The organism is Nonomuraea sp. NPDC052634, assembly GCF_040678535.1.
GTDB classification, from domain to species: Bacteria; Actinomycetota; Actinomycetes; order Streptosporangiales; family Streptosporangiaceae; genus Nonomuraea; species Nonomuraea fastidiosa.
This window is the reverse complement of sequence record NZ_JBFATY010000017.1, coordinates 70,439-95,286: the sequence shown is the minus strand read 5'-3', so window position 1 is coordinate 95,286 and position 24,848 is coordinate 70,439. Positions and strand designations below refer to the sequence as shown.

Sequence of the window (24,848 nt, the reverse complement as noted above, 5' to 3'; positions counted from 1 at the left end):
GCGTACTGGGTGGAGCACGTACGCCGCCCGGTCCGCTTCGCCGACAGCGTCACCACCCTGCACGAGCAAGGCGTCACCTGCTTCATCGAAGCAGGCCCCGACGCCCAGCTCACCCCCATGATCGAACAGACCCTCACCCAGCACGAGGAGCCGGCCTCGCAGGTGGTGGCGCTGCTGCGGCGCGACCGCGATGAGAGCGCTCACCTCATCACCGGCCTTGGCCAGGCCTGGACCAGCGGCACCGACCTGGACTGGACGGCCTGGCCCGCCTGGAACACCCCAGGAGGCGCCCGCCTCGGCCACCCGGACCTGCCCACCTACCCCTTCGAGCACCGCCGCTACTGGCTGCAGCTCGATTCGGCAGGCGACCCGGCCGCGCTCGGCCAGACAGCCGTCGATCACCCGATCCTGGGCGCGGTGGTGGAGCAGCCCGACGGCGGCGCGATCCTGACCGGCCGCCTGTCGGCGACGGCCCAGCCATGGCTGACGGACCACGTGATCAACGGCACCCCGATCCTGCCCGGCACCGCGTTCGTCGAGCTGGCGCTGCGCGCCGGGGAACTGCTCGGCTGCCCGCTCATCGACGAGCTCACCCTGCACGCACCCCTGTCCATCCCCGACACGGCCACAGGCCAGGACGACACCACCGGCGGCGCCATCCTCCGCATCACGGTGACCGCCCCCGACGAGGACGGCCGGCACCACATCGCCATCCACTCCAAGCCGGAAGACGACGGCGAGTGGACGCAGCACGCCACCGGCGCCCTTACCTCCGCAGCCGCGACGTCCGGCGTGCCGGGTGAGCTGCGGCAGGCATGGCCGCCGGCAGGCGCCCAGCCGCTCGACGCCACCGGCCTCTACGACCGCCTCATCGACCACGGCTACGGCTACGGCCCATCCTTCCAAGCGCTGACCCGCGCCTGGAAACACGGTGACGACCTGTACGCGGAGGTGTCGCTGCCAGAGGACGAAGCCGGCCCGGCCGGGTACGGCGTGCACCCCGCGCTGCTCGACGCGGCCATGCACGTGGGCATGCTCGCAGGACTGGAAGCCGAGGCAGACGGCGGGGCGGGGGACGACAACGACGGCCCGCTGATCCCGTTCAACTGGCGCGGCGTGGCCCTGCACGCATCGGGCGCGTCGTCGCTGCGCGTCAGACTCCGCCGGTTGGACGGCGAGGCGGTCACCCGCCTGGACATCGCGGACCCGGCAGGCGGCCCGGTGGTGTCGGTCGAGGCGCTGACGTCCCGCCCTCTGGCACAAACCCAGCTGACCAGCGCGACCGGAACGCGCTGGCTGTATGAGCTGGCCTGGCGGCCCCTCGCCACAGGCAACGACAAAGCGCCCGCGAACGGAATCCGAGTGCTGGACGCTTCAGCGGCGACACCGAACAGCGATCTGCCGACCCGGGTGCGACAGACCGTCGGAAAGGTGCTGGCCGAGCTGCAGAGCTGGTCGTCGGAGGGCGACACCCGCCCGGTGGCGGTCATCACGCGCGGCGCGGTCGCCGTAACGGACGATGAGACGCCCGACCCGGCACAGGCGGCGGTCTGGGGCCTGGTACGCGCCGCCCAAGCGGAGGACCCCGGCCGCATCACCCTCATCGACCTGGCCCCTGCCCAAGACCTCGACACCGCCGCACAGGCCGCCCTGCTCAAGACCGGGGAGCCCCAGATCGCACTCCGTGAGAACCAGGCATGGGCCCCGAGACTCGACCGCGCCCGCCTCACCGAGGATCCCGCCCCCGCCTGGCCGGTGGACGGAACCACTCTGATCACGGGCGGCACCGGCGGCCTGGGCGCCCTGATGGCCAGGCATCTGGTCACCCAGCACGGCGTACGCCATCTGCTCCTGGTCTCCCGCCGCGGCCAGGACGCCCCAGGAGCCACCGACCTCCGTGACGAGCTGGCCGGGCTGGGCGCCGAGGTGACGATCGCCGCCTGCGACGTCGCCGACCGCGACGCCCTCGCCGCCCTGCTGGAGCAGATCCCCGACGCCCACCCCCTGCGCGCCGTCGTCCACACGGCGGGCGTCAGCGCCAACGCCGTCATCGAAGACCTCACCCCCGACCTGCTCGACCGGGTTGCGGCCCCCAAAGCGGACGCCGCCTGGCATCTGCACGAGCTCACCCAGAAGCACGACCTGGCCGAGTTCGTGCTGTTCTCCTCCTCGGCGTCGCTGGTGGACAGCCCAGGCCAGGGCAACTACGCGGCCGCCAACGCCTTACTCAACGCGCTCGCCGAACACCGCCGGGCCGCCGGACTGCCGGCGCGCACGCTGGCCTGGGGCCTGTGGGGCGGCGACGCGGGCATGCAGACCGAGCTGCGCGAGGACGACCTGGCCCGCATCCGCCGCTGGGGCATGCTGCCGCTGCCGGTGGACGCGGCGCTGGCGCTGTTCGACGCGGCCCGCCGGTCGGACACCGCCGTGCTGGCGCCGATCAGGCTCGATCCGGCCGCCCTGCGCGCCCGTACGGACGGCGTGCCGTCTCTGCTCCAGGAGCTGGCACCAGCCGTGCGGCGCGCGGCGGCGGCCCGGGAGAACGAGCGCGAGCCGCTGGCCGCGCTCAGCCCGGAGGAACGGCGCGAGCGGCTGATCGACCTGGTACGCAGGCGCGCCGCCCAGGTGCTCGGCCACGCCGACCCGGCGCCCGTCGAGCCGGACGCGGACCTGGTCGGGCTGGGCCTGGACTCCCTGGCCGCCATGGAACTGCGCAACGTGCTCGCCTCCGACACCGGCGTCCGGCTGCCCGCCACCGCCGCGTTCGACTACCCGTCGGTCAGCGCCCTGGCCGGTCTGCTGGCCGAGGAGATCGCCCCCGCACCGGCCACGGACGACCCGGTGACGCAGGACGTGCCGAACGCGGCGGAGACGCTGAGCGGCCTGTTCCGCGAGGCGGCCGCCGCCGGGAAGATCGAGCAGGGCATGGCGCTGCTGCACGCGGCCGCCGCCGTCCGCCCCCGCTACGACGTGGCCGACGCCCCGGCCCGCACCCCGGTGGTGCTGGCCACGGGAGCGCGCCGCCCGCGGCTGTTCTGCCTGAACTCGCCGATGGCCTTCGGCGGGCCGCACCAGTTCGGGCCGCTGGCCGCCGAGTTCCGCGACGTGCGCGACCTCGCCGTGCTGCCGATCCCCGGCTTCGTCCGCGAGGAGAGCCTGCCGGCCTCGCTGGACGCCCTCGTGCACGGCCTGGCCCAGGCGGTCACGGCGGACGGGGAGCCGTACGCGCTGGTCGGCTATTCCGCCGGCGGGGTGTTCGCGCACGCGCTCGCCGCCGCGATGACGGAGGCCGGGCAGGGGCCGTCCGCGGTGATCCTGCTCGACACGCACGTCCCCCAGCCGGGGGAGAGCCCCGCCGTCTGGTCGTCGATCGTGGGCGGCCTGCTCGACAGGGAGGCGGTGTTCGGGCCGTTCACCGCCGCCCGGCTGTCCGCGATGGGCTGGTACGCGGCCCTGCTCGCGCAGTGGCGGCCCGCCGAGCTCGCCGCGCCGACCCTGTACGTGCGCGCCGTCCAAGACGTGGCGACGTCCCAGGGCACGGGGGCGGCGGCCGGCGCGGGCTGGCATCCCGTCATCACGCCGGGTACGGCGGTGCGCGATGTCACCGCCGACCACTTCAGCATGCTGGAGTCCGAGGCCCGGCAGACCGCCGCCGCGATCGAGGACTGGCTATCGGAGACGTGCGGGTGACACGCGGGCTCACGTGGCCAGCGCGACGAGCGCGTCAGAGACCTCGTTCACCTGATCCTCCAGGTAGAAGTGCCCACCGGGAAAGACCCGCAGATCGAACGGACCGGTCGTGTTCCGCTCCCAGGCCCGCGCCTCATCCACCGTGGTCTTCGGATCGTCGTCCCCCACGAACACCACAAGCGGACAGGAAACGGCGGCACCCTCCGCACACTCGTACGTCTCCACCGCCTGATAGTCGGCCCGCAACGCCGGCAGCACCATCTCGAACAGCTCGGGATCCTGCAGGAACACCGGGTCGGTGCCGTTGAGCCTGCGCAGCTCCTCCGCCACCCCGGCCGCGTCCCGCCGATGCACCCATTCGTCCCGGTAGGTGGACGGGGCACGCCGGCCCGAGGCGATCAGCGCGTGCGGTGCCGCGCCGCGCCGTTCCAGCAGCAGCGCCAGCTCGAACGCGACCAGCGCGCCCATGCTGTGCCCGAACACCAGCGTGGGCCGCTCATCCGGGGGCAGCGCGCCGGCGATGCCGGCGGCCAGCAGGCGCACGTCCGTCAGCGGCGGCTCGTGCCGGCGTTCCTGACGGCCCGGGTACTGCACGGTGAGGGCGTCGAGCGCCGGGTGCAGCGCGGCCGACAGCTTGAAGTAGCCGCTCGCCGCGCCTCCGGCGTGCGGCAGCACAATGACCCGCGCCGGAGCCTCGGGCGCGGGGTGGAAATGCTTGATCCAACGCTCGTCCATGTCGTTCCTTCCGCGGTGATCCGTTCACCGCTCGGCACGCAGCCCTCCGGAGCCGTCTCCGGAGGGCTGCCGTGCGGGGCGGCGATCACCCGCGGCCGGACGCCGCGGGCACCAGGGTGATGACGCTTTCCGTGTTCTTCGCGACCGCCGACCGGCTGTACAGCAGCGGCACCTGAGTGCCGGAGCCCCAGGCGGCGGCGAGGTCGTCGTAGTGCGGGCTCTCCGGGTCGCCGGACTGGCCGGGCGCGCTGACGAACGTCGAGTTGTCCCAGGCTCCGACGTCCAGCACCATCCGGTACGCCGCGCCGGACGTGGACTGGTAGGTCCCGGGCGTGTAGGTCGAGGCGTCCACCGTGGTCGGCGAGCCGCCACGGGAGATCGGGCCCACGTGCGCACCCAGCGGGTGGGGGAACAGCACATGGTGCAGGTCGCCCCAGCGCCAGGCGGCCGGGTCCGCGCCGAGCCTGCCGCGCACCTCGGCGTACGCGGTGCTTAGCGTCCGCTGCACCAGCCGGTCGCGCACCGCGGCGCCGCCGGAGCCGAACCAGCGCTCCGGCCGCTCCAGCGCGTCGATGATCTGGCGGACGTCGGCGCGCGGCACCCTGACGGCCACCGCCGGATCCACGAACGCGGCGAGGAACGCCGGGCCGAGATGCCCCGACAGCCACGGCTCGTACAGCGCCGCGCCGGGGGAGCCGGTGTCCGCCGTGCCGTCGTAGCCGCGCAGCAGCTCCAGCGCGGCCGCCGTGTCGGGGTCGTCACCTGCGGGGATGTCGCGCAGGATCGCGACGATGCGCCTGGCGTACTCGTCGGCGTGGTCGCGCTGGAGCCGCGCCATGGCGGACGTGGTGTGCTCGGTCGAGCCGGACAGCACGTCCACGATGCGTTCCTTGCGGACCGCCGGCTCCCACTCGTAGCCGACGCGCAGCGGATGACCCGACGGCATGCTGAACTCGTTCGCCGAGGCCACGATGCCGCTCTTCGGGTTGCTGACCCTGGGCAGCTCGGAGCCGTCGTGGAAGCCGTCCCACTCGTAGCGGCCGTCGCCGGGCACCGGCAGCAGCCCGTCGTGCCGCGTCCGCCTGGGCACCAGCGCGCCGGGCACCCAGCCGATGGCGCCCGAGGTGTCGGCGTAGATGAGGTTCTCCGGCGGCGCGCCCCAGCGCCGCACCTTGGCGGCGAACTCCGGCCAGCTCCGCGCCGTCATGGCGTCCAGACCGGCGAGATACGGCGCCGTCCCCGGCTCCGACCACGCCGTACGCAGGCCGAACGCCAGGCCCCGCGCGGCGTCCACCTTGAGCACCGGGCCGTGCCGGGAGAAGGTCAGCTCCACCTGGCGCGGCTGCGAGCCGGCCACCGGAACCTCCTCACGCACCGTCGTGAACCGCACCCACCGGCCCTTATAGCGGTAGCGGCCGGGGTCGTCCGGGTGCAGCCGGTACACCTGGATGTCCTCCTGGTCGGCGGCGAACACGGTGAGCGCGAACGCGGCGCGGCCGTTGTGCCCCATCGACACGCCGGGCAGCGCGGGCTCGCCCGCGCCGATCACGTCCAGGCCGGGAGCGGACAGGTGGGCGACGTAGCGCAGCGCCGGGGCGGTGAAGGACCGGTGCGGGTCGCCGGCCAGGATCGGCCTGCCGGTCGCGGTGCGCGACGGCGCGAGCGCCCACGCGTTCGACCCCTCCGTCGAAGGCAGCGGCGCCTGCCGCAACGTGACGCCGTCGAAGGTGACCGGCGTGATGCCCAGCAGATACGTGTCGAGCACGTCCAGCGGCACGTCGCACGGGTCGAGCCCGTCCGGCACCTGCGGCTCGTGCGCCGGCTCCAGCCGCACCAGAGCCCGCGCGGCGCTCTGCCCACCCTTGCACATCGCGGCCGCGCGCAGCATCTCCGGGTACGCGTTGAGCGCCAGCCCGTGGCTGCGGATCCGCACCACGTCCTCGGGCCGCCACCGCTCAGGACGGTGGCCGAGCCGGCGGAACTCCGGCGGCAGCGCATCCGGATGCGCGTTCACCCAGTCCACGTACGCGTTGATGCCGTTGACGAACGCGGTCACCGCGCGCTGCGTGCCCGCCCCGTAGGCGGCCCACTCCTTCTTCATGTCACCGCGGTACAGCAGGAGCCGCGCGGCCCGGTCCTTCTCCACGTACGCGGGTCCGAAGGCGGCCGACAACAGGCCGAGCCCGCGCCGCCGCCACAGGTCGAGCTGGAACAGCCGGTCCCGCGCGGCGTTGTAGCCCTGCGCCAGGAACACGTCGTCGGTGTTGCGCGCGTACAGGTGCGGCACGCCCCAGCGATCGGTCACCAGCCGCACGGGCTCGCGCAGCCCCGGCACCTGCAGCGTGCGCGCGTCGCCCGCCCCCTGCTCCGCCCGGACCGGAACGGCCGGTGTGAGTGCCAGCACCGCTGCCGCTAACACGGCGACGGCACGGCGTAAAGCGTTATTCCGCACCGCCGGGCTCCTTTCCCATGTGCTCATCACGAAATTCTTGTGGGGCGGGCGATGCCGGTCAGCCCCTACCCTCCCCTAAATCCGGCCCCTTGCCGCACCCATTCGCGACGGCCCGTGCACGGTCCCCTATTCAGCGATTTCCCGGGCCAGGAGGTTCGTTACCGAAACCCCTAATGGACCCCCCTTTCTCCGGCCCGCGACCTTGCCGCCCGCCTTCGCCGCTGCTTAGCCTCGGGACCACTTCCACGCAGCAGAGAGGTACAGGCCGTGAAGGGAATCGTGCTCGCGGGAGGCCGGGGGACGCGGCTGCATCCGATCACCGCCGCGGTCTCCAAACAACTGCTCCCGGTGAGCGACAAACCGATGATCTACTACCCGATATCGGTGCTCATGCTGGCCGGTATCCGGGATATCCTCCTCATTTCCTCGCCCGACCAGCTGCCGAACTACGTGCGCCTGCTCGGCGACGGCTCACGCTTCGGGCTGAACATCTCCTACGCCGCCCAGGAATCGCCGGACGGCATCGCACAGGCGTTTCTCATCGGCGCCTCCCATATCGGCGGCGGGCCTTCCGCGCTCATCCTCGGCGACAACATCTTCCACGGGCCGTCGTTCTCGGAGGTGCTGGAGGAGAACGCCCGCGACGTCAAGGGATGCGTGCTGTTCGGATACCCGGTGAGCGACCCCGGCCGGTACGGCGTCGGCCTCACCGACGAGAACGGCCGGCTCATCTCCATCGAGGAGAAACCCGAGAAACCCCGCTCCAACAGGGCCATCACCGGCCTGTACTTCTACGACAGCGACGTCGTCGACATCGCCGAGAACCTCAAACCCTCCGAGCGCGGCGAGCTGGAGATCACCGACGTGAACCTCGCCTACGTGCGTGAGGGCCGCGCCAAGCTGGTGGACCTCGGCCGAGGATTCGCCTGGCTCGACACCGGCACGCCGGAGACGCTGCTCCAGGCGGGCCAGTACGTGCAGACACTCGAACAACGCCAGGGCGTGCGCATCGCCTGCCTGGAGGAGGTCGCGCTCCGCATGGACTTCATCGACGCCGAGCAGTGCTACCGGCTCGGAGCCGAGCAGGCCCAGTCCGGCTACGGCCAGTACGTCATGAGCATCGCGAGCAGCTACCAGCGATGAGGATCCTCGTCACCGGCGGCGCCGGATTCATCGGCTCCTGCTACGTCCGCACCCTCGCCGAGCGCGGCGAACACCAGCTGACCGTCCTCGACAAGCTCACCTACGCCGGCAACCTGGCCAACCTCGCCCCCGCCGAAGGCCGCTACACGTTCGTGCACGGCGACATCTGCGACGCCCGCCTCGTCGGCAAGCTGATGGCCGAGCACGACCAGGTGGTGCACTTCGCCGCCGAGTCCCACGTCGACCGCTCCATCAGCGACGCGGGCGACTTCGTCCGCACGAACGTGACCGGCACGTACACGCTGCTCGCCGCGGCCGTCGAGCACGGGCTCCAGACGTTCGTGCACGTCTCCACCGACGAGGTGTACGGCTCCATCGCCGAAGGCTCGTGGACCGAGGAGGAGCCGCTCGCGCCCAGCTCGCCGTACTCGGCGTCGAAGGCGTCGGCCGACCTGCTCGCCCTCGCCTACCACCGCACGCACGGGCTCGACGTGCGCGTCACCCGCTGCTCCAACAACTACGGGCCGTACCAGTACCCCGAGAAGATCATCCCGCTGTTCGTCACCCGGCTCCTCGACGGCGGCACGGTCCCGCTGTACGGCGACGGCATGAACGCCCGCGACTGGCTGCACGTCTCCGACCACGTCGCCGGCATCGAGCTCGTACGCCAGGGCGGCCGCCCCGGAGAGGTCTACAACATCGGCGGCGGCACCGAGCTGACCAACCGCGAGCTGACCGGACGGCTCCTCGCCGCCTGCGGCGCCGGATGGGACCGCGTCGAGTTCGTCGAGGACCGCAAGGGCCACGACCGCCGCTACTCCGTCGACGACCGCAAGATCCGCCGGGAGCTGGGCTACCGTCCGGCCGTCGACTTCGAAAAGGGCCTCGCCGAGACCGTCGCGTGGTACCGGGACAACCGCCGCTGGGTGCGCGGCTCATAAGGGTGCCCTAGGGGTTGTCGCCCCAGTTCAGGGCCCTGACCATAACGTCGAAGGAGGGATCCGATGCGAATCCGCGAACTCGGCATCGGCGGGGCGTTCCTCGTCGAGCCCAAGATCTTCCCCGATTCCCGAGGAATGTTCCTCGAGGTCTTCAAACAGCCCGCGTTCGCCGAAGCCGTCGGCCACCCGCTGAACGTCGCCCAGGTCAACTGTTCGGTGTCCGTGCGCGGCACCATCCGCGGACTCCACGCGATCCACCTGCCGGGCCAGGCCCGCTACGTCAGCTGCCCGGCCGGCGCCATCCGCGACATCGTCGTCGACATCAGGCAGGGCTCGCCCACGTACGGACAGCACGTCGCGGTCGAGCTGAGCGAGGACAACCGGCACGCCCTCTACCTCGCAGAAGGGCTCGCCCACGGGTTCGCCCCGCTCAGCGACCAGGCCACGGTCTTCTACCTGTGCTCCGCCACCTGGTCGCCGGAGAACTCCTACGAGATCAACCCGCTCGACCCCGACCTCGACCTGCCCTGGCCGCGCGACCGCGAACCCGTCCTGTCGGACAAGGACCGCGCCGCGCCCTCGTTCAAGGAGGCCGAGCGGCTCGGCATCCTGCCCTCCTACGCCGACTGCCAGGCCCGCTACGCCGAACTCGCCGCCGCAGCGAACGGAGCCACGCGTTGATCCCGCTGTTCAAGGTCCCCATGTCGGAGTCGGCCCCGGCCGCGGTCGCCGAGGTCGTCGGCAGCGGCCAGATCGGCCAGGGCGCCAAGGTCGCCGAGTTCGAACGGGCGCTGGGTGAGCGCATCGGCAACCCGCGCGTCGCCACCGTCAACAGCGGCACCTCGGGGCTGCACCTCGCGCTGCACATGGTCGCCGCGTCCGGCGACGAGGAAGGCGAGGTGCTCTCCACGCCGCTCACCATGGAGGCGACCAACTGGACCATCCTGGCCAACCGGCTGCGCATCAAATGGGTGGACGTCGACCCCGCCTCGCTCAACGTCGATCTCGACGACCTGGCACGCAAGATCTCACCCCGCACCCGCGCGATCGTCGTCGTGCACTTCGCCGGCTACCCCGTGGACCTCGCCCGGCTGGCGAAGATCCTCGACGACGCCGAGGCCACCTTCGGCTTCCGCCCCGTCGTCATCGAGGACTGCGCCCACGCCTGGGGCGCCACCTTCCAGGGCGCCCGCATGGGCACCCACGGCAACATCGCCGTCTACAGCTTCCAGGCCATCAAGCACCTGACCTGCGGTGACGGCGGCGCCCTCGTGCTGCCGGACGACGAGCTGCACGAACGCGCCACGCTGCTGCGCTGGTTCGGCATCAACCGCCGCGCCGACCGGCTGCGCAACCCGCCCGACGTCGCCGAGTGGGGCTACAAGTTCCACATGACCGACATCAACGCCGCCATCGGGCTCGCGAACCTCGACTGGGCGGAGGAGGTCGTGGCCCGCCACCGCGCCCACGCCGCCTACTACGACCGTGAGCTCGCCGGCGTCCCCGGCCTCGAACTGACCGAACGCGCGCCCGACCGCGAGTCGTCCTTCTGGATCTACCCGGTGAAGGTCGAGGACCGGGCCGGCTTCATCAAGCGCATGGACGAAGCCGAGATCATGGTCAGCAACGTCCACGAACGCAACGACACCCACACCTGCGTCCGCCGCTTCGCCACTCTGCTGCCCGGGCTGGACAGCGTGGCCGAGCGCGTCGTCTGCCTGCCCGTGGGGTGGTGGCTGACCGAGGAGCAGCAGGCCCACATCGTCGAGACCGTACGACGGGGCTGGTAGGCCCGCGGAGAATCCCTGGACAGGCCCGGCAGCCGATCCCGGCGGCCGGGCCTGTCCCGTATGTGGAGCCCCTGGTCGCACCCGACTCGCCCGGAAGCTCCCAGGGGCTTGCGGGCTGCCGGCCTTTCGCCTCTGCGCATGGTCCCAGCACACAGCACGGCCGCACTCCTCCTCGTCCAGCCGGGCGGGCCGGTCGAGCTGCCGGGCACCGGCGGGGCCGGCGGGCCTGGGGCAGGTGAGGAGTGCGGCCGTGCAGGCGACGCTGTTCGCGGGAGCCTTGCTACACGTCGCCGAGTTCCCGGTCGAGGATCTCGAAGAGCTCCTCGGCAGAGGCGGCGGTCAAGTCCTCGTCCTCCGCAGCCGAGGAAGCCTCGTCGGCGGCCGGGGGAGCGGGCTGGGAGGGTTCGGGTTCGGCGGGGGCCAGGCGTTCGGCCAGGTAGCGGGCCACCGCGGTGGCGTTCGGCTGGTCGAAGGCGAGCGTGGCGGGCAGCGGGAGGCCGGTCTTCTGGCGCAGGCGGTTGCGCAGCTCGACGGCGGCCAGGGAGCTGAAGCCGAGCTGGACGAAGCCGCGATCGGCGTCGATCATGTCCGCCGAGTCGTGTCCGAGCGCCATCGCCGCCTCGGCCTGGACCAGCTCGAGCAGCACCCGGTCCCGTTCCCGCGCGGGCAGCCCGGCCAGCCGCTCGCGCAGCCCGGCCGCGTCACCCGACCCGTTGGCCCGCTCGGCCACGGCGGCCGTACGGCGCGGGCCCACCAGGTCGCGTAGCAGCGCGGGCAGGTCGTCGCCGCGCGTGCGCAGCGTACGCACGTCCGGCTGGATCGGCGCGAGCACCGGCGCGGGCACCCGCAGCGCCGCGTCGAACAGCGCCAGCCCCGTCTCCGCGGAGATCGCCGGTATTCCGAGGTTGCGCACCCGGGCCAGGTCGGCCTCCTGCAGCGGACCGCCGAGCCCGGTGTCCACCGCCCACATGCCCCAGGTGAGGGATGTGGCGGGCAGTCCGGCGGCGGCGCGTTCGACGGCGAGCGCGTCGAGGAAGGCGTTGGCCGCCGCGTAGTCGCCCTGCCCGGCGGCGAGCACCATCCCGCCGGCCGACGAGAACAGGACGAAGCGGGCGATGTCGTGCTTCTGCGTGAGCTCGTGCAGGTGCCAGGCGGCATCCGCCTTGGGCCGCAGCACCCGGTCAAGCCCGTCCTCCGTCAGGTTGCCGAGCAGCCCGCCCGCGACCGCACCCGCCGCGTGCACCACCGCGCGCAGGGGGTGGGCGTCGGGGATCTGCTCCAGCAGGGCGGCGAGGGCGTCGCGGTCGGCGACGTCGCAGGCGGCGATCGTCACCTCGGCGCCCAGCCCGGCCAGCTCGTCACGGAGGTCGGTGGCTCCTGGGGCGTCCTGGCCGCGGCGGGAGACCAGGAGCAGATGGCGTACGCCGTGCTGGGTGACCAGGTGCCTGGCCATGAGGGCGCCCAGGCCGCCGGTGCCGCCGGTGATCAGCGTCGTCCCGTCGACCGGCCAGGGGCCGGAGAACCGGTCGTCGGCTGCGCGGCCGTTGCCCGGTCGCGTGGCGCGGGTCAGCCGGGGGACCCACGGGCGGCCGTCGCGGATCGCCAGCTCAGGCTCCCCGGCGGCCAGCGCGACGCGCACGCCCTCCGCCACGTCACCGGCCGGCTCGAGATCGACGAGAACGATCCGGCCCGGGTTCTCCTCCTGGGCGGCACGTACCAAGCCCCAGACCGCGGCCCGCGCCGGGTCCGGTGCCTCGCCGTCGCGCACCGCCACCGCACCCCGCGTGACCACCACGGCCTGCCGGCCGCCCTGCTCCGCAGACCACTCCTTCAGGCCGGTGAGGACCGGGCGGAGGGCCCGCCGTACGCGATCGGGCGCGCTGCCGCCGGAGGTCTCAGCGGTGACGTCGATGACGAGCGCGCCGGAGACGTCCACCGCGCCGGGATGTCCTGGCGGCGTTACCGGCCGCCATGCCACCGTGAGCAGCGACCCCGCCGCCGGCCCGGCCTGCGCCAGCTGCTCGGCCTGGACCGGCCGGGACACCACCGTCTCCACCGTGGCCACCGGCCGTCCCGAAGAGTCGGCCAGGTCCAGCCGGGTGACCTCGTCGCCGTCCAGCCTGCGCAGCCGTACGCGCACCGCGTCGGCGCCGGCGGCGTGCAGGGTGACGCCGTTCCAGTTGAACGGGATCAGCGTGGCCTTCGGCCCGGCCACCAGATCCACGTGCATCGCGGCGTCGAGCAGCGCGGGGTGCAGGCCGTACCGGGACGAGGACCCGGCCTCCTGGGGGAGCGTCACTTCGGCGTACAGGTCGTCGCCGTCTCTCCAGGCCCGGGTGAGGCCGTGGAAGGACGGGCCGTAGCCGTAACCGTGGTCGACGAGGCGCTCGTACAGGCCGGTGGTGTCCAGGGGCTGGGCATCGGACGGTGGCCATGCCTGCATATCCGCCGGTACGTTGCCCGGGGCCGGGATGAGCGCGCCGGTGGCGTGCCGGGTCCACTGTCCGCCGTCGCTCCTGGAGTGGATGGTGATCTGCCGTCGGCCGTCGCCGTCGGGGGCGGTCACGGAGACCTGGATGACGACGTCACCGCCATCGGGGACGGGCAGAGGCGTGTGCAGGGTCAGCTCGTCGATCGTCGGGCAGCCCACCTGCTCGCCGGCGTGCAGGGCCAGCTCCACGAAGCCGGTACCGGGGAGGATGGTGGTGCCACTGATCACGTGGTCGGCGAGCCACGACTCGGTGATCGCCGACAGGCGGCCGGTCAGGATCGCGCCGCCGTCCGGCTGCTCCACGACCGCGCCCAGGATCGGGTGGTCGATGGCGGTCTGGCCGAGCGACGCCGCGTCACCGGACGAGGCGGGCTGGAACCAGTAGTGCCGCCGCTGGAAGGCATAGGTGGGCAGATCCAGAGGCTTCACGGTGCTCAAGCCCGGCCAGGCGGACCAGTTCACGTCGGTGCCGCTCGCCCAGGCTTGGCCTAGGCCGGTGATGAGGTGAGTGGTCTCGTCGCGGTCTCGGCGGATGAGGGGTACGACGGCGGGATCGGCGTCGGTGAGGGTCTGTTCGACCATGGGGGTGAGCTGGGCGTCTGGACCTGCTTCGATGAAGCAGGTGACGCCTTGCTCGTGCAGGGTGGTGACGCTGTCGGCGAAGCGGACCGGGCGGCGTACGTGCTCCACCCAGTACGCGGGCTCGGTGATCTCTTCGCCTGCCAGGTCGCCGGAGACATTGGAGATGAGCGCCAGCTCCGGGCGTCGCAGTGTCAGCCCGGCGACGACCTGTTCGAACTCGGCCAGCATCGGCTCCATCAACGGCGAGTGGAAGGCATGCGACACCCGCAGCGGGCGGGTCCGATGCCCCTGCTCACGCGCCCACTCGACGATGTGGTTGACCTGGTCGGCGGCACCGGAGATCACGACCGCGCCAGGTGCGTTCACCGCGGCGATGGCCACCTGATCGTAACGAGCCAGCACGGAGGCGATCTGGTCCTCGCCGCAGCCGATCGCGGCCATCGCACCACCGGCCGGCAGCGCCTGCATCAACCGCCCACGGGCGGCCACCAGACGGCACGCATCCGCCAGGTCGAGCACCCCGGCGACGTGTGCGGCGGTGATCTCACCCAGCGAGTGCCCGGCCACGAAGTCCGGCCGGATGCCGAACGACTCCAGCAGCCGGAACAGCGCGGTCTCGAAGGCGAACAACCCGGCTTGGGCGAAGACGGTCTGGTCCAGCACCTCAGCGTCGCCGAGGATGATGTCGCGCACGCTCAGCCCACCGGCCAGCCCGGCTGCGACATCCGCTCCGGCGAGTTCTGCTTGCAGCAGCTCGCAGGCTTCGTCGAAGGCTCGGGCGAAGACCGGGAACGCCGCATACAGCTCCCGCCCCATCCCCGACCGCTGAGCACCCTGGCCGGAGAAGACCACGGCCAAACGCCCCGCCCGCGCCCGACCCTGAACCCCAGAGGACGCCCCCAGCTCGCCGCCAGCCAAAGCGCGCAGCCCAGCCAGCAGACCATCCCGATCCGACACCGGCAGCACCGCCCGGTGCTCCAAAGCAGCCCGGCGCGACAGCCCACCCGCCACCTCCAGCGGTTGCGCCTCCTGATGCTCGGCCACGTAGGCGGCGAGCTGGTCGGCCTGGGCGCGCAGCGCGGGCTCGGTCTTGGCCGAGACCAGCACCGGCAGCACGGTGCCGCCCGCGTCAACCGGCTTCGGGCTTTCCTCGGCGGGTGGTTCCTCGATGATGACGTGGGCGTTCGTGCCGGAGATGCCGAAGGAGGACACGCCCGCGCGGCGCGGCCGATCGGCCTGCTTGGGCCAGGGCTTCGGCTCGGTGAGCAGCTCCACCGCTCCGGCGGACCAGTCCACCTTCGACGACGGGGCGTCCACGTGCAGGGTCTTGGGCAGCAGCTCGTGCTGCATGGCCAGGATCATCTTGATCACACCGGCCACGCCGGCGGCCGCCTGCGTGTGGCCCAGGTTCGACTTGACCGAGCCCAGCCACAACGGCTCCTTGCGGTCCTGGCCGTAGGTCGCCAGCAGCGCTTGGGCCTCGATCGGGTCGCCCAGGGAGGTGCCGGTGCCGTGGCCTTCGACCACGTCCACCTGGTCAGGGCCGATCCCCGCCGACGCGAGCGCCTGCGCGATCACCCGCTCCTGCGAAGGCCCGTTGGGGGCCGTCAGACCATTGGAGGCACCGTCCTGGTTGACGGCGCTGCCGCGTACGACGGCCAGGACCCGATGCCCGCGACGGCGGGCATCGGACAGCCGCTCGACCACCAGCACGCCGACGCCTTCACCCCAGCCGACACCATCAGCGGCATCGGCGAAGGACTTGCATCGCCCATCGGCGGCAAGACCCCGCTGGAGGCCGAAGTCGGTGAACGTATCGGGCGTGGACATCACGGTCACGCCACCCGCCAGCGCCAGGTCGCACTCGCCGTTGCGCAGCGCCTGCGCGGCCAGGTGCAAAGCCACCAGCGACGAGGAGCACGCGGTGTCCACCGACACCGCAGGTCCCTCCAGGCCGAACGCGTACGCCACCCGCCCGGAGACCACGCTGGCCAGGCTGCCGTTGCCCAGGTAACCGGCGTACTCCTCCGGAACCCGGCCGGGCCGCGTGCCCCAGTCGTGGTACATCACCCCGGCGAACACCCCGGTCTGGCTGCCGCGCAGCCCCGACGGGTCGATGCCGGCGCGCTCCAGGGCCTCCCAGGTGGTCTCCAGAAGGAGCCGCTGCTGCGGGTCCATGGCGGCGGCCTCGCGCGGGCCGATATCGAACGGAGCAGGGTCGAAGTACGCCGCGTCGTGCAGGAAACCGCCCTGCTTGGTGTAGGTGCGCCCCAGTTTGCCGGGCTCCGGATCGTACAGGCTGGAGATGTCCCAGCCCCGGTCGGTGGGGAAGCCGGTGATGCCGTCGCGGTCCTCGATCAGGAGCCGCCACAGCTCTTCGGGGTTGGTGATCTGGCCGGGGAAGCGGCAGGCCATGCCGACCACCGCGATCAGATCATCCTCGCGATCCCCGCTCGTCTTCACGGTGACGGTGGGGGTCGTGCGGCGCGTACCGGACAAGGTCCTGTCCAGGTGCGCCGCCAGGGCGCGAGGCGTGGGGTGGTCGAAGACCAGCGTGGGCGTCAGCCGCAGCCCGGTCACCTGATGCAGCCGGTTACGCAGCTCCACGGCGGTCAGCGAGTCGAAGCCCAGGTCCTGGAACGGCCGATCCGCATCGATGGCCTGCGCACTGTCGTGCCCCAGGGTGGCCGCCGCCTGAGCGGACACCACCTCCAGCAAACGCCGCTGCCGCTGCGCCTCCGGTAATCCGGCCAGCTCCGCCACCACAGGCGGCGTGTCCGAGCCGGGCTCGGGGGTCGCGGAGGGTGCGGCGGCTGCGGCACGGCGTCCGGTACCGGCGGCCAGCTCGCGCAGGACGGGCGGCAGCTCGGCCCCGCGCCGTCCCAGCGCCACCGCGTCGAAGCGGGCTGGAACGAGGAACGGCTGCCCGGACTGCACGGCGGCGTCCAGCAGCGCGAGCCCTTCCTCGGTGGTCAGGGAGATCGAACCGGTGGCACGCATGCGAGCTTCATCGCGCGTGCTGATCCGGCCGACCATGCCTCGCTCTTCGGCCCACGGCCCCCAGGCCAGCGACACGGTCGGCAACCCGGCCGCCGCCCGCGCCACGGCCACGGCGTCTGCGAACGCGTTAGCGGCGGCGTAGTTGCCCTGACCCGCACCGTCCACCACCCCGGCCACCGAGGAGAACACCACGAACCGCTCCAGAGCACGGTCCTGCGTCAGCTCGTGCAGATGCCACAGCGCATCGGCCTTGGGCCGCAGTACCGCATCCACACGCTCCGGCGACAACGAGGAGATCACCCCGTCATCGACCACACCCGCCGCATGCACCACCGCACACAACGGCCGATCCTCAGGAATCCCCGCCAGCAAAGCGGCGAGCGCCTCACGATCGCCCACGTCACAGGCCGCGATCGTCACCTCGGCGCCGAGCCCGGCCAGCTCCTCACGCAGCTCGGCAGCGCCGGACGCGTCCGGCCCCCGACGGGAAACCAGCAGCAGATGCCGTACGCCGTGCTCGGACACCAGATGCCGCGCCACCGCAGCACCCAGACCACCCGTGCCGCCCGTGATCAAAGTCGTTCCATCGACCGGCCACACCGCACCATCGAGCACCGACGGGGAGGACGGCTCCACGCGCTTCAGACGCGGCACCCACACCCGGCCGCCGCGCAGCGCGACCTCGGGCTCGCCGGAGGCGAGCGCCGCGGCCACACCATCGCCGGCGCTCTCGACATCGACGAGCGTGATACGTCCGGGATTCTCCGCCTGCGCGGCCCGTACGAGCCCGAGGATTGCCGCCTGGACCGGATCCGCTGGGCCGTCATCGGCCACGGACACCGCGCCCCGGGTCACCACCACCAGCCGCCCGTCGCCCTCCGGCTCGCGGGCCAGCCACTCCTGTACGCGAGCCAGCACCGAGCCCACGCCATCGCGCAGGCGGTCCAGCAGCTCGCCGCCGGCCGAGACGGTCCACTCGGTGGCGTCGATCATCGTGTCGGCGCCGGCCGGGGAGGCCGTCACGTCCACCGGCCGCCACACGAGCTCGTGCAGCCACCGATGAGTCGCGGTACGCGCACCGGACCACTGGGCGGGCACCGGGCGGTAAGCCAGCGACGACACGGTGGCCAGCGGGCGACCGGCGGGATCGGCGATGTCGAGCCGTACCCCATCCGAACCGTCGAGGCGCACCTTGACCCGCGCCGCACGCGCCCCGCCGGCGTGCAGGGACACCCCGCGCCAGGCGAACGGCAACGACGTGTCCTCGTCGTGGCCGGGCAGCAGGTCGGTGGCGTGCAGGGCCGCGTCGAGCAGCGCCGGGTGCACGCCGAAGCCCGAGGCGTCCACGCCCTCGGCCAGTGCCACCTCGACGAACACCTCATCGCCGCGCCGCCAGGCCCGGGTGAGGCCGCGGAAGGCGGGACCGTAGCCGTAGCCGCGCTCGGCCATCGCCGGGTAGAGGCCGGTGATGTCGAGCGGTTCCGCGCCGGGCGGCGGCCACGCGGCGAAGTCGTCCGCCGTGGCGGTAGCGGGGGCGGGGGAGAGGAAGCCGGTGGCGTGCTGGAGCCAGATCCCGTCCTCGGCGATGGAGTGGATCTCCACGGGACGTCGCCCGTCCGCCGTGGAGGGACCGGCGGTCACCTGGATCGCGATCTGGCTCCGGCTTGAAAGGTCCAGCGGGGCGTGCAGGGTGAGCTCGTCGAGCGTGGGGCACCCGACCTGGTCGCCCGCGCGCAGCGCCAGCTCGACGAACGCGGTGCCGGGCAGGATCGGGGTGCCGCTGATGGCATGGTCGGTCAGCCAGGGCTGGGCGGCGGCCGACAGGCGTCCGGTCAGGATGGCGCCGCCGCCCGGCTGTTCCACCACCGCGCTCAGGATCGGGTGGCCGGCGGCGCGCAGGCCCAGCGCGGCCGGGTCACCGGACGGGGCCGGCTCCAGCCAGTAGCGGCGGTGCTGGAACGGGTACGTGGGCAGGTCGAGGTCGCCCGCGCGGGCACCGGTCGGCCAGGCGGTCCAGTCGAGGTCGACGCCGGAGACCCAGGCCCGGCCGAGCGCGGTGGCGACGTGGTCGGTCTCGTCCTTGTCGCGGCGCAGCAGCGCCACCACCGAGGCGGGCTCGCCCTCGGCCTGAGTCAGGGTCTGTTCGATCATGGGGGCGAGCTGGGCGTCGGGACCCGCCTCCAGGAAGTGGGTGACGCCGCGCCGCCGCATCACCTCGACGCCGTCGGCGAACCGCACCGGACGGCGCACATGCTCCACCCAGTAAGAAGGCTCGGTGACCTCCTCACCCGCCAGCTCGCCGGAGACGTTCGAGACCACGGCGAGCTCCGGGCGACGCAACGTCAGCCCGGCGACGACCTGCTCGAACTCGGCCAGCATGGGCTCCATCAACGGCGAGTGGAACGCATGCGACACCCGCAGCGGCCGCGTACGGAACCCCTGCTCGCGCGCCCACGCGACCACCTCATCGACCTGAGCGGCGGCACCGGAGACCACGACCGCGCCCGGCGCGTTCACCGCGGCGATGGCCACCTGATCGTAACGAGCCAGCACGGAGGCGATCTCGTCCTCACCGCAGCCGATCGCGGCCATCGCACCACCGGCCGGCAACGCCTGCATCAACCGCCCGCGGGCGGCCACCAGACGGCACGCATCCGCCAGATCCAGCACCCCGGCGACGTGCGCGGCGGTGATCTCACCCAGCGAGTGCCCGGCCACGAAGTCCGGCCGCACACCGAACGACTCCAGCAGCCGGAACAGCGCCGTCTCGAAAGCGAACAGCCCGGCCTGCGCGAACACCGTCTGATCCAGCAACTCGGAGCCCTGGATGATCTCCCGCAAGCTCAGCCCATGCGCCAGATCGCTCACGAAGTCCGAAGCGCGGAACTCGGCTTCGAGCAGCTCCAGAGCCTCATCGAAGGCCCGCGCGAAGACGGGAAATGTCGCATAAAGCTCCCGCCCCATCCCCAAGCGCTGCGCACCCTGGCCGGAGAACACCACGGCGAGACGACCAGGCCGCACCCGGCCCCCGACGTCCGGAGGCTCACCGGCCGCCAGCGAACGCAGCCCGGCCAGCAGGTCTTCCCGATCGGAGACCGGCAGCACGGCCCGATGCTCCAAAGCGGCCCGCCGGGCCAGCCCGGCCGCCACCTCAGCCACGCCGGCCGAGGAGTGCGCGGCCACGAAGTCCGCCAGCCGCTCGGCCTGCGCCCGCAGCGCGGCCTCGTTCTTGCCCGACACCACCACCGGCACGACCCCGCGTACAGGCGACAGCACCACAGGACCGTCACCAACAGCAGACGGCACCTCCAGCGGCGGCTCTTCCAGGATCACGTGCGCGTTGGTGCCGGAGATCCCGAACGACGACACACCCGCCCGGCGCGGCCGCCCCTCGACGCGCGGCCACGGCCGGGCCTCGGTGAGCAGCTCCACCGCCCCGCTCGACCAGTTGATCTTGGAGGAGGGCGCGTCCACGTGCAGGGTCTTCGGCAGCAGCTCGTGCCGCATCGCCATGACCATCTTGATCACGCTGGCCATGCCGCCGGCCGCCTGCGTGTGCCCGAGGTTGGTCTTGGCCGAGCCCAGCCACAGCGGCGTGCTGCGGTCCTGGCCGTAGGTGGCGAGCAGGGCGTGCGCCTCGATCGGGTCGCCCAGCGCGGTGCCGGTGCCGTGCGCGTCGACCGCGTCCACGTCCGCGGGCCGCAGCCCGGCCGCCGCCAGCGCGTCCAGGACGAGCCGCCGCTGCGCGGGACCGCTCGGCGCGGTGAGCCCGTTGGACCTGCCGTCCTGGTTGATCGCGGTGCCGCGGACGACGGCGAGCACGCGGTGGCCGTTGCGGCGGGCGTCCGACAGCCGCTCCACGACCAGCATGCCGACGCCTTCGGAGAACGCGGTGCCGTCCGCGGCGTCGGCGAACGCCTTCACCCGCCCGTCGGGCGCGAGACCGCGCTGCCGGCTGAACGCGGTGAACATCCCGGGGCTGCCCATCACCGCGACGCCGCCGACCAGGGCCAGGTCGGACTCGCCGGAGCGCAGCGAGTTGCAGGCCAGGTGCAGCGAGACGATGGCGCCCGAGCAGGCCGTGTCCACGGTGATCGCGGGGCCGGACAGGCCGAGCAGGTAGGCGAGCCGGCCGGAGACCACGCTCGGCGCGTTGCCGGTCATCAGGTAGCCGTCGAGACCCTCGGGCGCGTCGTGCACGCGCACGCCGTACTCGTGCACCTCGGCCCCGAAGAACGAGCCGACGGCCCGGTCGCGCAGCGACGTCGGGTCGATGCCCGCATGCTCCAGCGCGGCCCAGCAGGTCTCCAGCACCACGCGCTGCTGCGGGTCCATGGCCAGGGCCTCGCGCGGGTTGATGCCGAAGAAGTCGGCGTCGAAGCCGGTCGCGTCGGGCAGGAAGCCGCCGCGGTCGACGTAGCTCTTGCCGGGGGCGTCCGGGTCGGGGTCGAAGAGGTTGTCCAGGTCCCAGCCGCGGTCGGCGGGGAAGCCGCCGAGCACCTCGCGCTCCTCGGCGAAGATCCGCCACAGCGTCTCGGCGGAGTCGGCGCCGCCGGGGAAGCGGCAGCCGATGCCGACGATGACGATCGGGTCGTCGCCCGCGCCCGTGTCGAGGTCGTGCCCGCGGCCCGAGGCCGGCTGCGGCACGGGCAGGCCGAGTACGGCGGCGCGCACGTACTCGGCGACCAGCTCGGGCGTGGGGTAGTCGAAGGCCAGCGTCATCGGCAGGTCGACGCCGGTGGCGGCGACCAGCCGGTCGTGCAGGTCAACGGCGGCCAGCGAGTCGAGGCCCAGCTCGCGGAACGGCCGGCTGGACGTCACCGCGGCGGGGTCGCCGCCCTCCACGCCGAGCAGCGCCTCGCCGGTCTCCCTGAGCACCAGTTCGAGCAGCGCCCTGCGCTGCTCGGCGACGGGCAACGCGGCGAGGCCGTCGAGCCCGGCCTCGGAAGGGCCGCCGTGGTCACCAGGAAATGCCATCATGCGCTCCGGGGGTCAGGGGTCGGCGACGGTTCGTAGACGCGCTCGCGGCGCAACTGGGAGACGGAGACGACCTCGCCTCCGCGGATCACCACTTCGGTGGGTGCGGGGCGGCCGAGGAAGAGCGAGAGGCTGGCGGTGAGCCCGTACGCGCCGGCGTGCGGGATCGTCACCAGGTCGCCGGGCGCCGGGTCGGGCAACTCGACCTCGCGGGCGAGCAGGTCGCCAGGCGTGCACAGGGGACCGGCGAGCGCGGCCTTGCGGCCCGGCCGGGCGTCGCCGTCGGGTTGCCGGGGTCTGACCTGGGCGGGAAGCAGCCGGCCGAGGCCGGACATGCCGCCGAACGCGTTGATCCCGGCGTCCAGGATGGCGAACGTGCGGCCCCTGCTCTGCTTGACGTTGACGATCGTGCAGTGCAGCTCGCCGCAGTCGGACACCAGGTAGCGGCCCGACTCGCAGGCGATGCCCGGCCGTCCCTCCCGCCATTGCGGCAGGTGCTGGTCGAGCGCCTCCTCCAGGCCCTTACGCAGGTTCGGGTAGGCGGGACGGGTGCCGGGCACCCCGTACGGGGCGGAGAACCCGCCGCCGAGATCGACGAGCTCGAACGGTTCGCCCAGGATGCGCCGCACCTCGGCGGCCACCGTCACCGTGTGCTGGAACTCGCCGAGCAGGCTCTCCTCGTCCGCGGCGTTGCTGAGCGGGAAGAAGTGGGCGCCGACGATCCGGGTGCCGGGGATCGCGCGCATCGCCTCCACCTGCGCGAGCAGCTCCTCCATGTCGTTGCCGAACTGGGAGGGCGCGCCGGTCATCCGGATGCTGGTGGCGGCGGCCGCGGTGGCGCTGTTGATGCGCAGCAGGCACCTGGCGACGGTGCCCTGCGCGGTGGCCGCGGCGCCGATGTGCTCAAGGTCGGTGAGCGACTCCACCGAGAACAGCCGCACCCCGGCGGCGAGCGCCTCGGCCAGCTCCCCGGCCGTCTTGCCCGGCCCGGTGTACATGCAGTCGGCGCCGGTGAAGCCGGCGGCCAGCGCGGCGGCCAGCTCACCGGTGGAGCTGATCTCCGCCCGGCAGCCGCCGCCGCCCGCCTCGCGCAGCGCGCGGGCCACGTCGGGATGCGGGTTGGCCTTGAGCGCGTAGTAGATCGCGGTGCCCTCCGGCATGAAGTCGGCCAGGTCCCGGTACGCCGCCGTCACCTTGTCGAGGTCGTAGACGTACAGCGGGGAGCCGAACCTGCGCACCAGCTCCTCGCGGGACAGGCGCGGCCGCGCGGGCCCCGTCTTCATGGCGTGCGGGGTCTTCTTGGCGTGCGGGGTCTTCTTGGCGTGCAGGCGGCGGAGCTGGTCGCGGGCGTACTTACCGTGCGCCGACTGAGGGAGCTCCGCGACCACCTGGCAGGTGGCGGGCACCTTGGCCGGCTCCAGCCGGGCGGCCAGCTCGCGCAGCACGGTGTGGGGCTCCAGCTCGGCGCCGTCGGCGGGCTCGACGTAGATCGCGAGGTCGTGGTCGCCGTCGGGAGGGAGCGCGGCGGCGGCGCGGACGCCGGGGATGTCGAGGGCCGCCGCCTCGATCTCCACCGTGCTCATGCGGATGCCCTTGCGCTTGAACATGTCGTCGCGGCGGCCGTCGAAGTAGAGGTATCCGTCCTCGTCGAGATGGCCGTAGTCGCCGGTGTGCAGGCGCACCTCCCCGGTACGCGGGTCGCGGCGGAACGTCTTGGCGGTCATCTCGGGGTTGCGCCAGTACCCCGGCATCACGTGCGGGCCGGTCACCACGATCTCCCCGGTGGTGCCGGTGGGCACCGGCTCGCCGTCGGGGCCGAGGATCTGCACGCTGGTCCCGGCCAGCGGCAGCCCGACGGAGTCCGGGCGTTCGCGATCCTCCTCCGGCGGCATGACGGAGATGCGCTTGCACTCGGTCTGGCCGAACTGGCGGACCACCCGGGCGCCGGGGAAGTGCGCGCGCAGCGCCTCGATGGTGGCGGCGGGCAGCGCCGCACCGGTGTTGGTGAACAGCCGCACCCCGGTGGTGGGCTCGCCCCGCCGCTGCGCCGAAGCGATGATCATGTTGGCCAGCGAGGGCACGATCGGCACCACGGTCGCCCCGGTCCTCCTGAGGTGGTCCACCAGCCGCAGGTCGGCGCTCGCGTCGGCGAAGACGATCTCCGCGCCGACGGCGCAGGTCATCAGCAGCTTGTACAGCCCGTAGTCCCACGACATGGGAAAGCGGCAGAAGACCACGTCGTCCTGCCGGTAGCCGAGCGCCTCGACGAGCGCGACGGTGGCGAAGCAGACCTGGGCGTGCGGGCAGATCACCGCCTTCGGCGCCGCCGTGCTGCCCGAGGTGTACACCAGCGCGGCCGGGTCGGCGGGGTCGATCTCCTTGGTCACGGCGGCGCGGGCGCCCTGGCTCGCCAGGCCGGTGATCTCCGCCCAGACCGCGTCGAAGCCGTGGACCGGCGCCTCGGTGAGCGCGCGTACGGCGTCGGGCCGTCCGCCGGCCGATTCCGCGAGCACCAGCGCGGGGTCGGCGTTCTCCAGCACCGAACGCAGGTGGAAATCCTTCATCGCCGGATTGAGCGGCACGAAGATGGCGCCACGGCGGGAGACGCCGAAGAACAGCGCGGCCAGCCGGCGGTCGGTGGGGGCCTGCACCACCACGCGCGCGCCCGGGCCGACGCCCTGCTGCTCCAGCCAGTGGTCCACCGCGTGGCTGATCGTGTCCAGCTCGTGATAGGTCAACGTCCCGCTCGAGTCCCTCACCGCCGGCGACTCGGGATAACCCGCGGCGCTTTGGTCGAGAAAGTCGTGGATGAATTTCCCGGTGTATCTCGGCCGGATATTGCGCATAGTTGACGATCTCCCTCAGGCAGCAGAGTTCAGGCTAAGGCGGGGTTCCGCCCCAGAAGTACCCCTAGCCGCCCCTAACGTGGGAACCGGCTGTCCCGCGATAAGTCCGCCATTTTTCGCGGGTTTACGCAGGGAATTCGCCGGAATCGGCGGTGCGGGGCAAGGGGTCGGCAGTGGCCATTCGAGCCGCCTTTTCCGCCG

Annotated in this window: 9 protein-coding genes; 5 read left to right on the top strand and 4 right to left on the bottom strand. The window is 72.7% G+C overall.

The window, feature by feature from the left end:
* Nucleotides 1-3,690 (top strand): type I polyketide synthase (locus AB0K67_RS38610; RefSeq protein WP_364070066.1); only part of this gene is annotated, 3,690 nt, incomplete at its 5' end.
* 9 nt (nucleotides 3,691-3,699) lie between these two features.
* On the opposite strand, the gene AB0K67_RS38605 is transcribed toward AB0K67_RS38610, so the two are convergent.
* Together AB0K67_RS38605 and AB0K67_RS38600 are read right to left on the bottom strand one after the other, a co-directional pair.
* Complete coding sequence (locus tag AB0K67_RS38605; protein WP_364070064.1) at nucleotides 3,700-4,425, bottom strand: alpha/beta fold hydrolase; 726 nt, start codon at nucleotides 4,423-4,425, stop codon at nucleotides 3,700-3,702.
* A gap of 85 nt (nucleotides 4,426-4,510) precedes the next feature.
* Nucleotides 4,511-6,829: a penicillin acylase family protein gene (locus tag AB0K67_RS38600; protein WP_364070062.1), complete on the bottom strand. Its 2,319-nt coding sequence runs from the start codon at nucleotides 6,827-6,829 to the stop codon at nucleotides 4,511-4,513.
* A gap of 315 nt (nucleotides 6,830-7,144) precedes the next feature.
* On the opposite strand from AB0K67_RS38600, the gene rfbA reads away from it, so the two are divergent.
* The 4 genes from rfbA to AB0K67_RS38580 all read left to right on the top strand — a co-directional run bounded on the left by rfbA (nucleotide 7,145) and on the right by AB0K67_RS38580 (nucleotide 10,751).
* Complete coding sequence (rfbA, locus tag AB0K67_RS38595) at nucleotides 7,145-8,020, top strand: glucose-1-phosphate thymidylyltransferase RfbA (protein ID WP_364070060.1); 876 nt, start codon at nucleotides 7,145-7,147, stop codon at nucleotides 8,018-8,020.
* Entirely contained in the window at nucleotides 8,017-8,961 is a 945-nt protein-coding gene (gene rfbB, locus AB0K67_RS38590) for a dTDP-glucose 4,6-dehydratase (protein ID WP_364070058.1), read from the top strand. The genes rfbA and rfbB overlap by 4 nt, the downstream gene beginning before the upstream one ends.
* 63 nt (nucleotides 8,962-9,024) lie before the next feature.
* Nucleotides 9,025-9,642, top strand: coding sequence for a dTDP-4-dehydrorhamnose 3,5-epimerase (gene rfbC / locus AB0K67_RS38585; protein ID WP_364070056.1), 618 nt, complete (start codon nucleotides 9,025-9,027; stop codon nucleotides 9,640-9,642).
* Nucleotides 9,639-10,751 (top strand): DegT/DnrJ/EryC1/StrS family aminotransferase, encoded by a 1,113-nt coding sequence (locus AB0K67_RS38580; protein ID WP_364070054.1) that lies wholly within the window; start codon nucleotides 9,639-9,641, stop codon nucleotides 10,749-10,751. Before rfbC ends, AB0K67_RS38580 begins: the two co-directional genes overlap by 4 nt.
* Nucleotides 10,752-11,031: 280 nt before the next feature.
* Here the strand turns inward: AB0K67_RS38580 and AB0K67_RS38575 are convergent, their stop codons facing one another.
* Together AB0K67_RS38575 and AB0K67_RS38570 are read right to left on the bottom strand one after the other, a co-directional pair.
* Nucleotides 11,032-21,804, bottom strand: a complete 10,773-nt coding sequence (locus tag AB0K67_RS38575) for a type I polyketide synthase (protein WP_364070052.1) — start codon at nucleotides 21,802-21,804, stop codon at nucleotides 11,032-11,034.
* The gene (locus tag AB0K67_RS38570) at nucleotides 21,801-24,647 is read right to left on the bottom strand and encodes an AMP-binding protein (protein WP_364070050.1); all 2,847 of its coding nucleotides are present in this window, start codon (nucleotides 24,645-24,647) and stop codon (nucleotides 21,801-21,803) included. Before AB0K67_RS38570 ends, AB0K67_RS38575 begins: the two co-directional genes overlap by 4 nt.
* Nucleotides 24,648-24,848: the final 201 nt, after the last annotated feature.

What these genes read in the sequence shown, in the direction of transcription:
- AB0K67_RS38605 (WP_364070064.1), bottom strand. Translation starts at nt 4,425, where the DNA reads ATGGACGAGCGTTGGATCAAGCATTTCCACCCCGCGCCCGAGGCTCCG.
- rfbB (WP_364070058.1), top strand. Translation starts at nt 8,017, where the DNA reads ATGAGGATCCTCGTCACCGGCGGCGCCGGATTCATCGGCTCCTGCTAC.
- rfbC (WP_364070056.1), top strand. Translation starts at nt 9,025, where the DNA reads ATGCGAATCCGCGAACTCGGCATCGGCGGGGCGTTCCTCGTCGAGCCC.
- AB0K67_RS38575 (WP_364070052.1), bottom strand. Translation starts at nt 21,804, where the DNA reads ATGATGGCATTTCCTGGTGACCACGGCGGCCCTTCCGAGGCCGGGCTC.
- AB0K67_RS38570 (WP_364070050.1), bottom strand. Translation starts at nt 24,647, where the DNA reads ATGCGCAATATCCGGCCGAGATACACCGGGAAATTCATCCACGACTTT.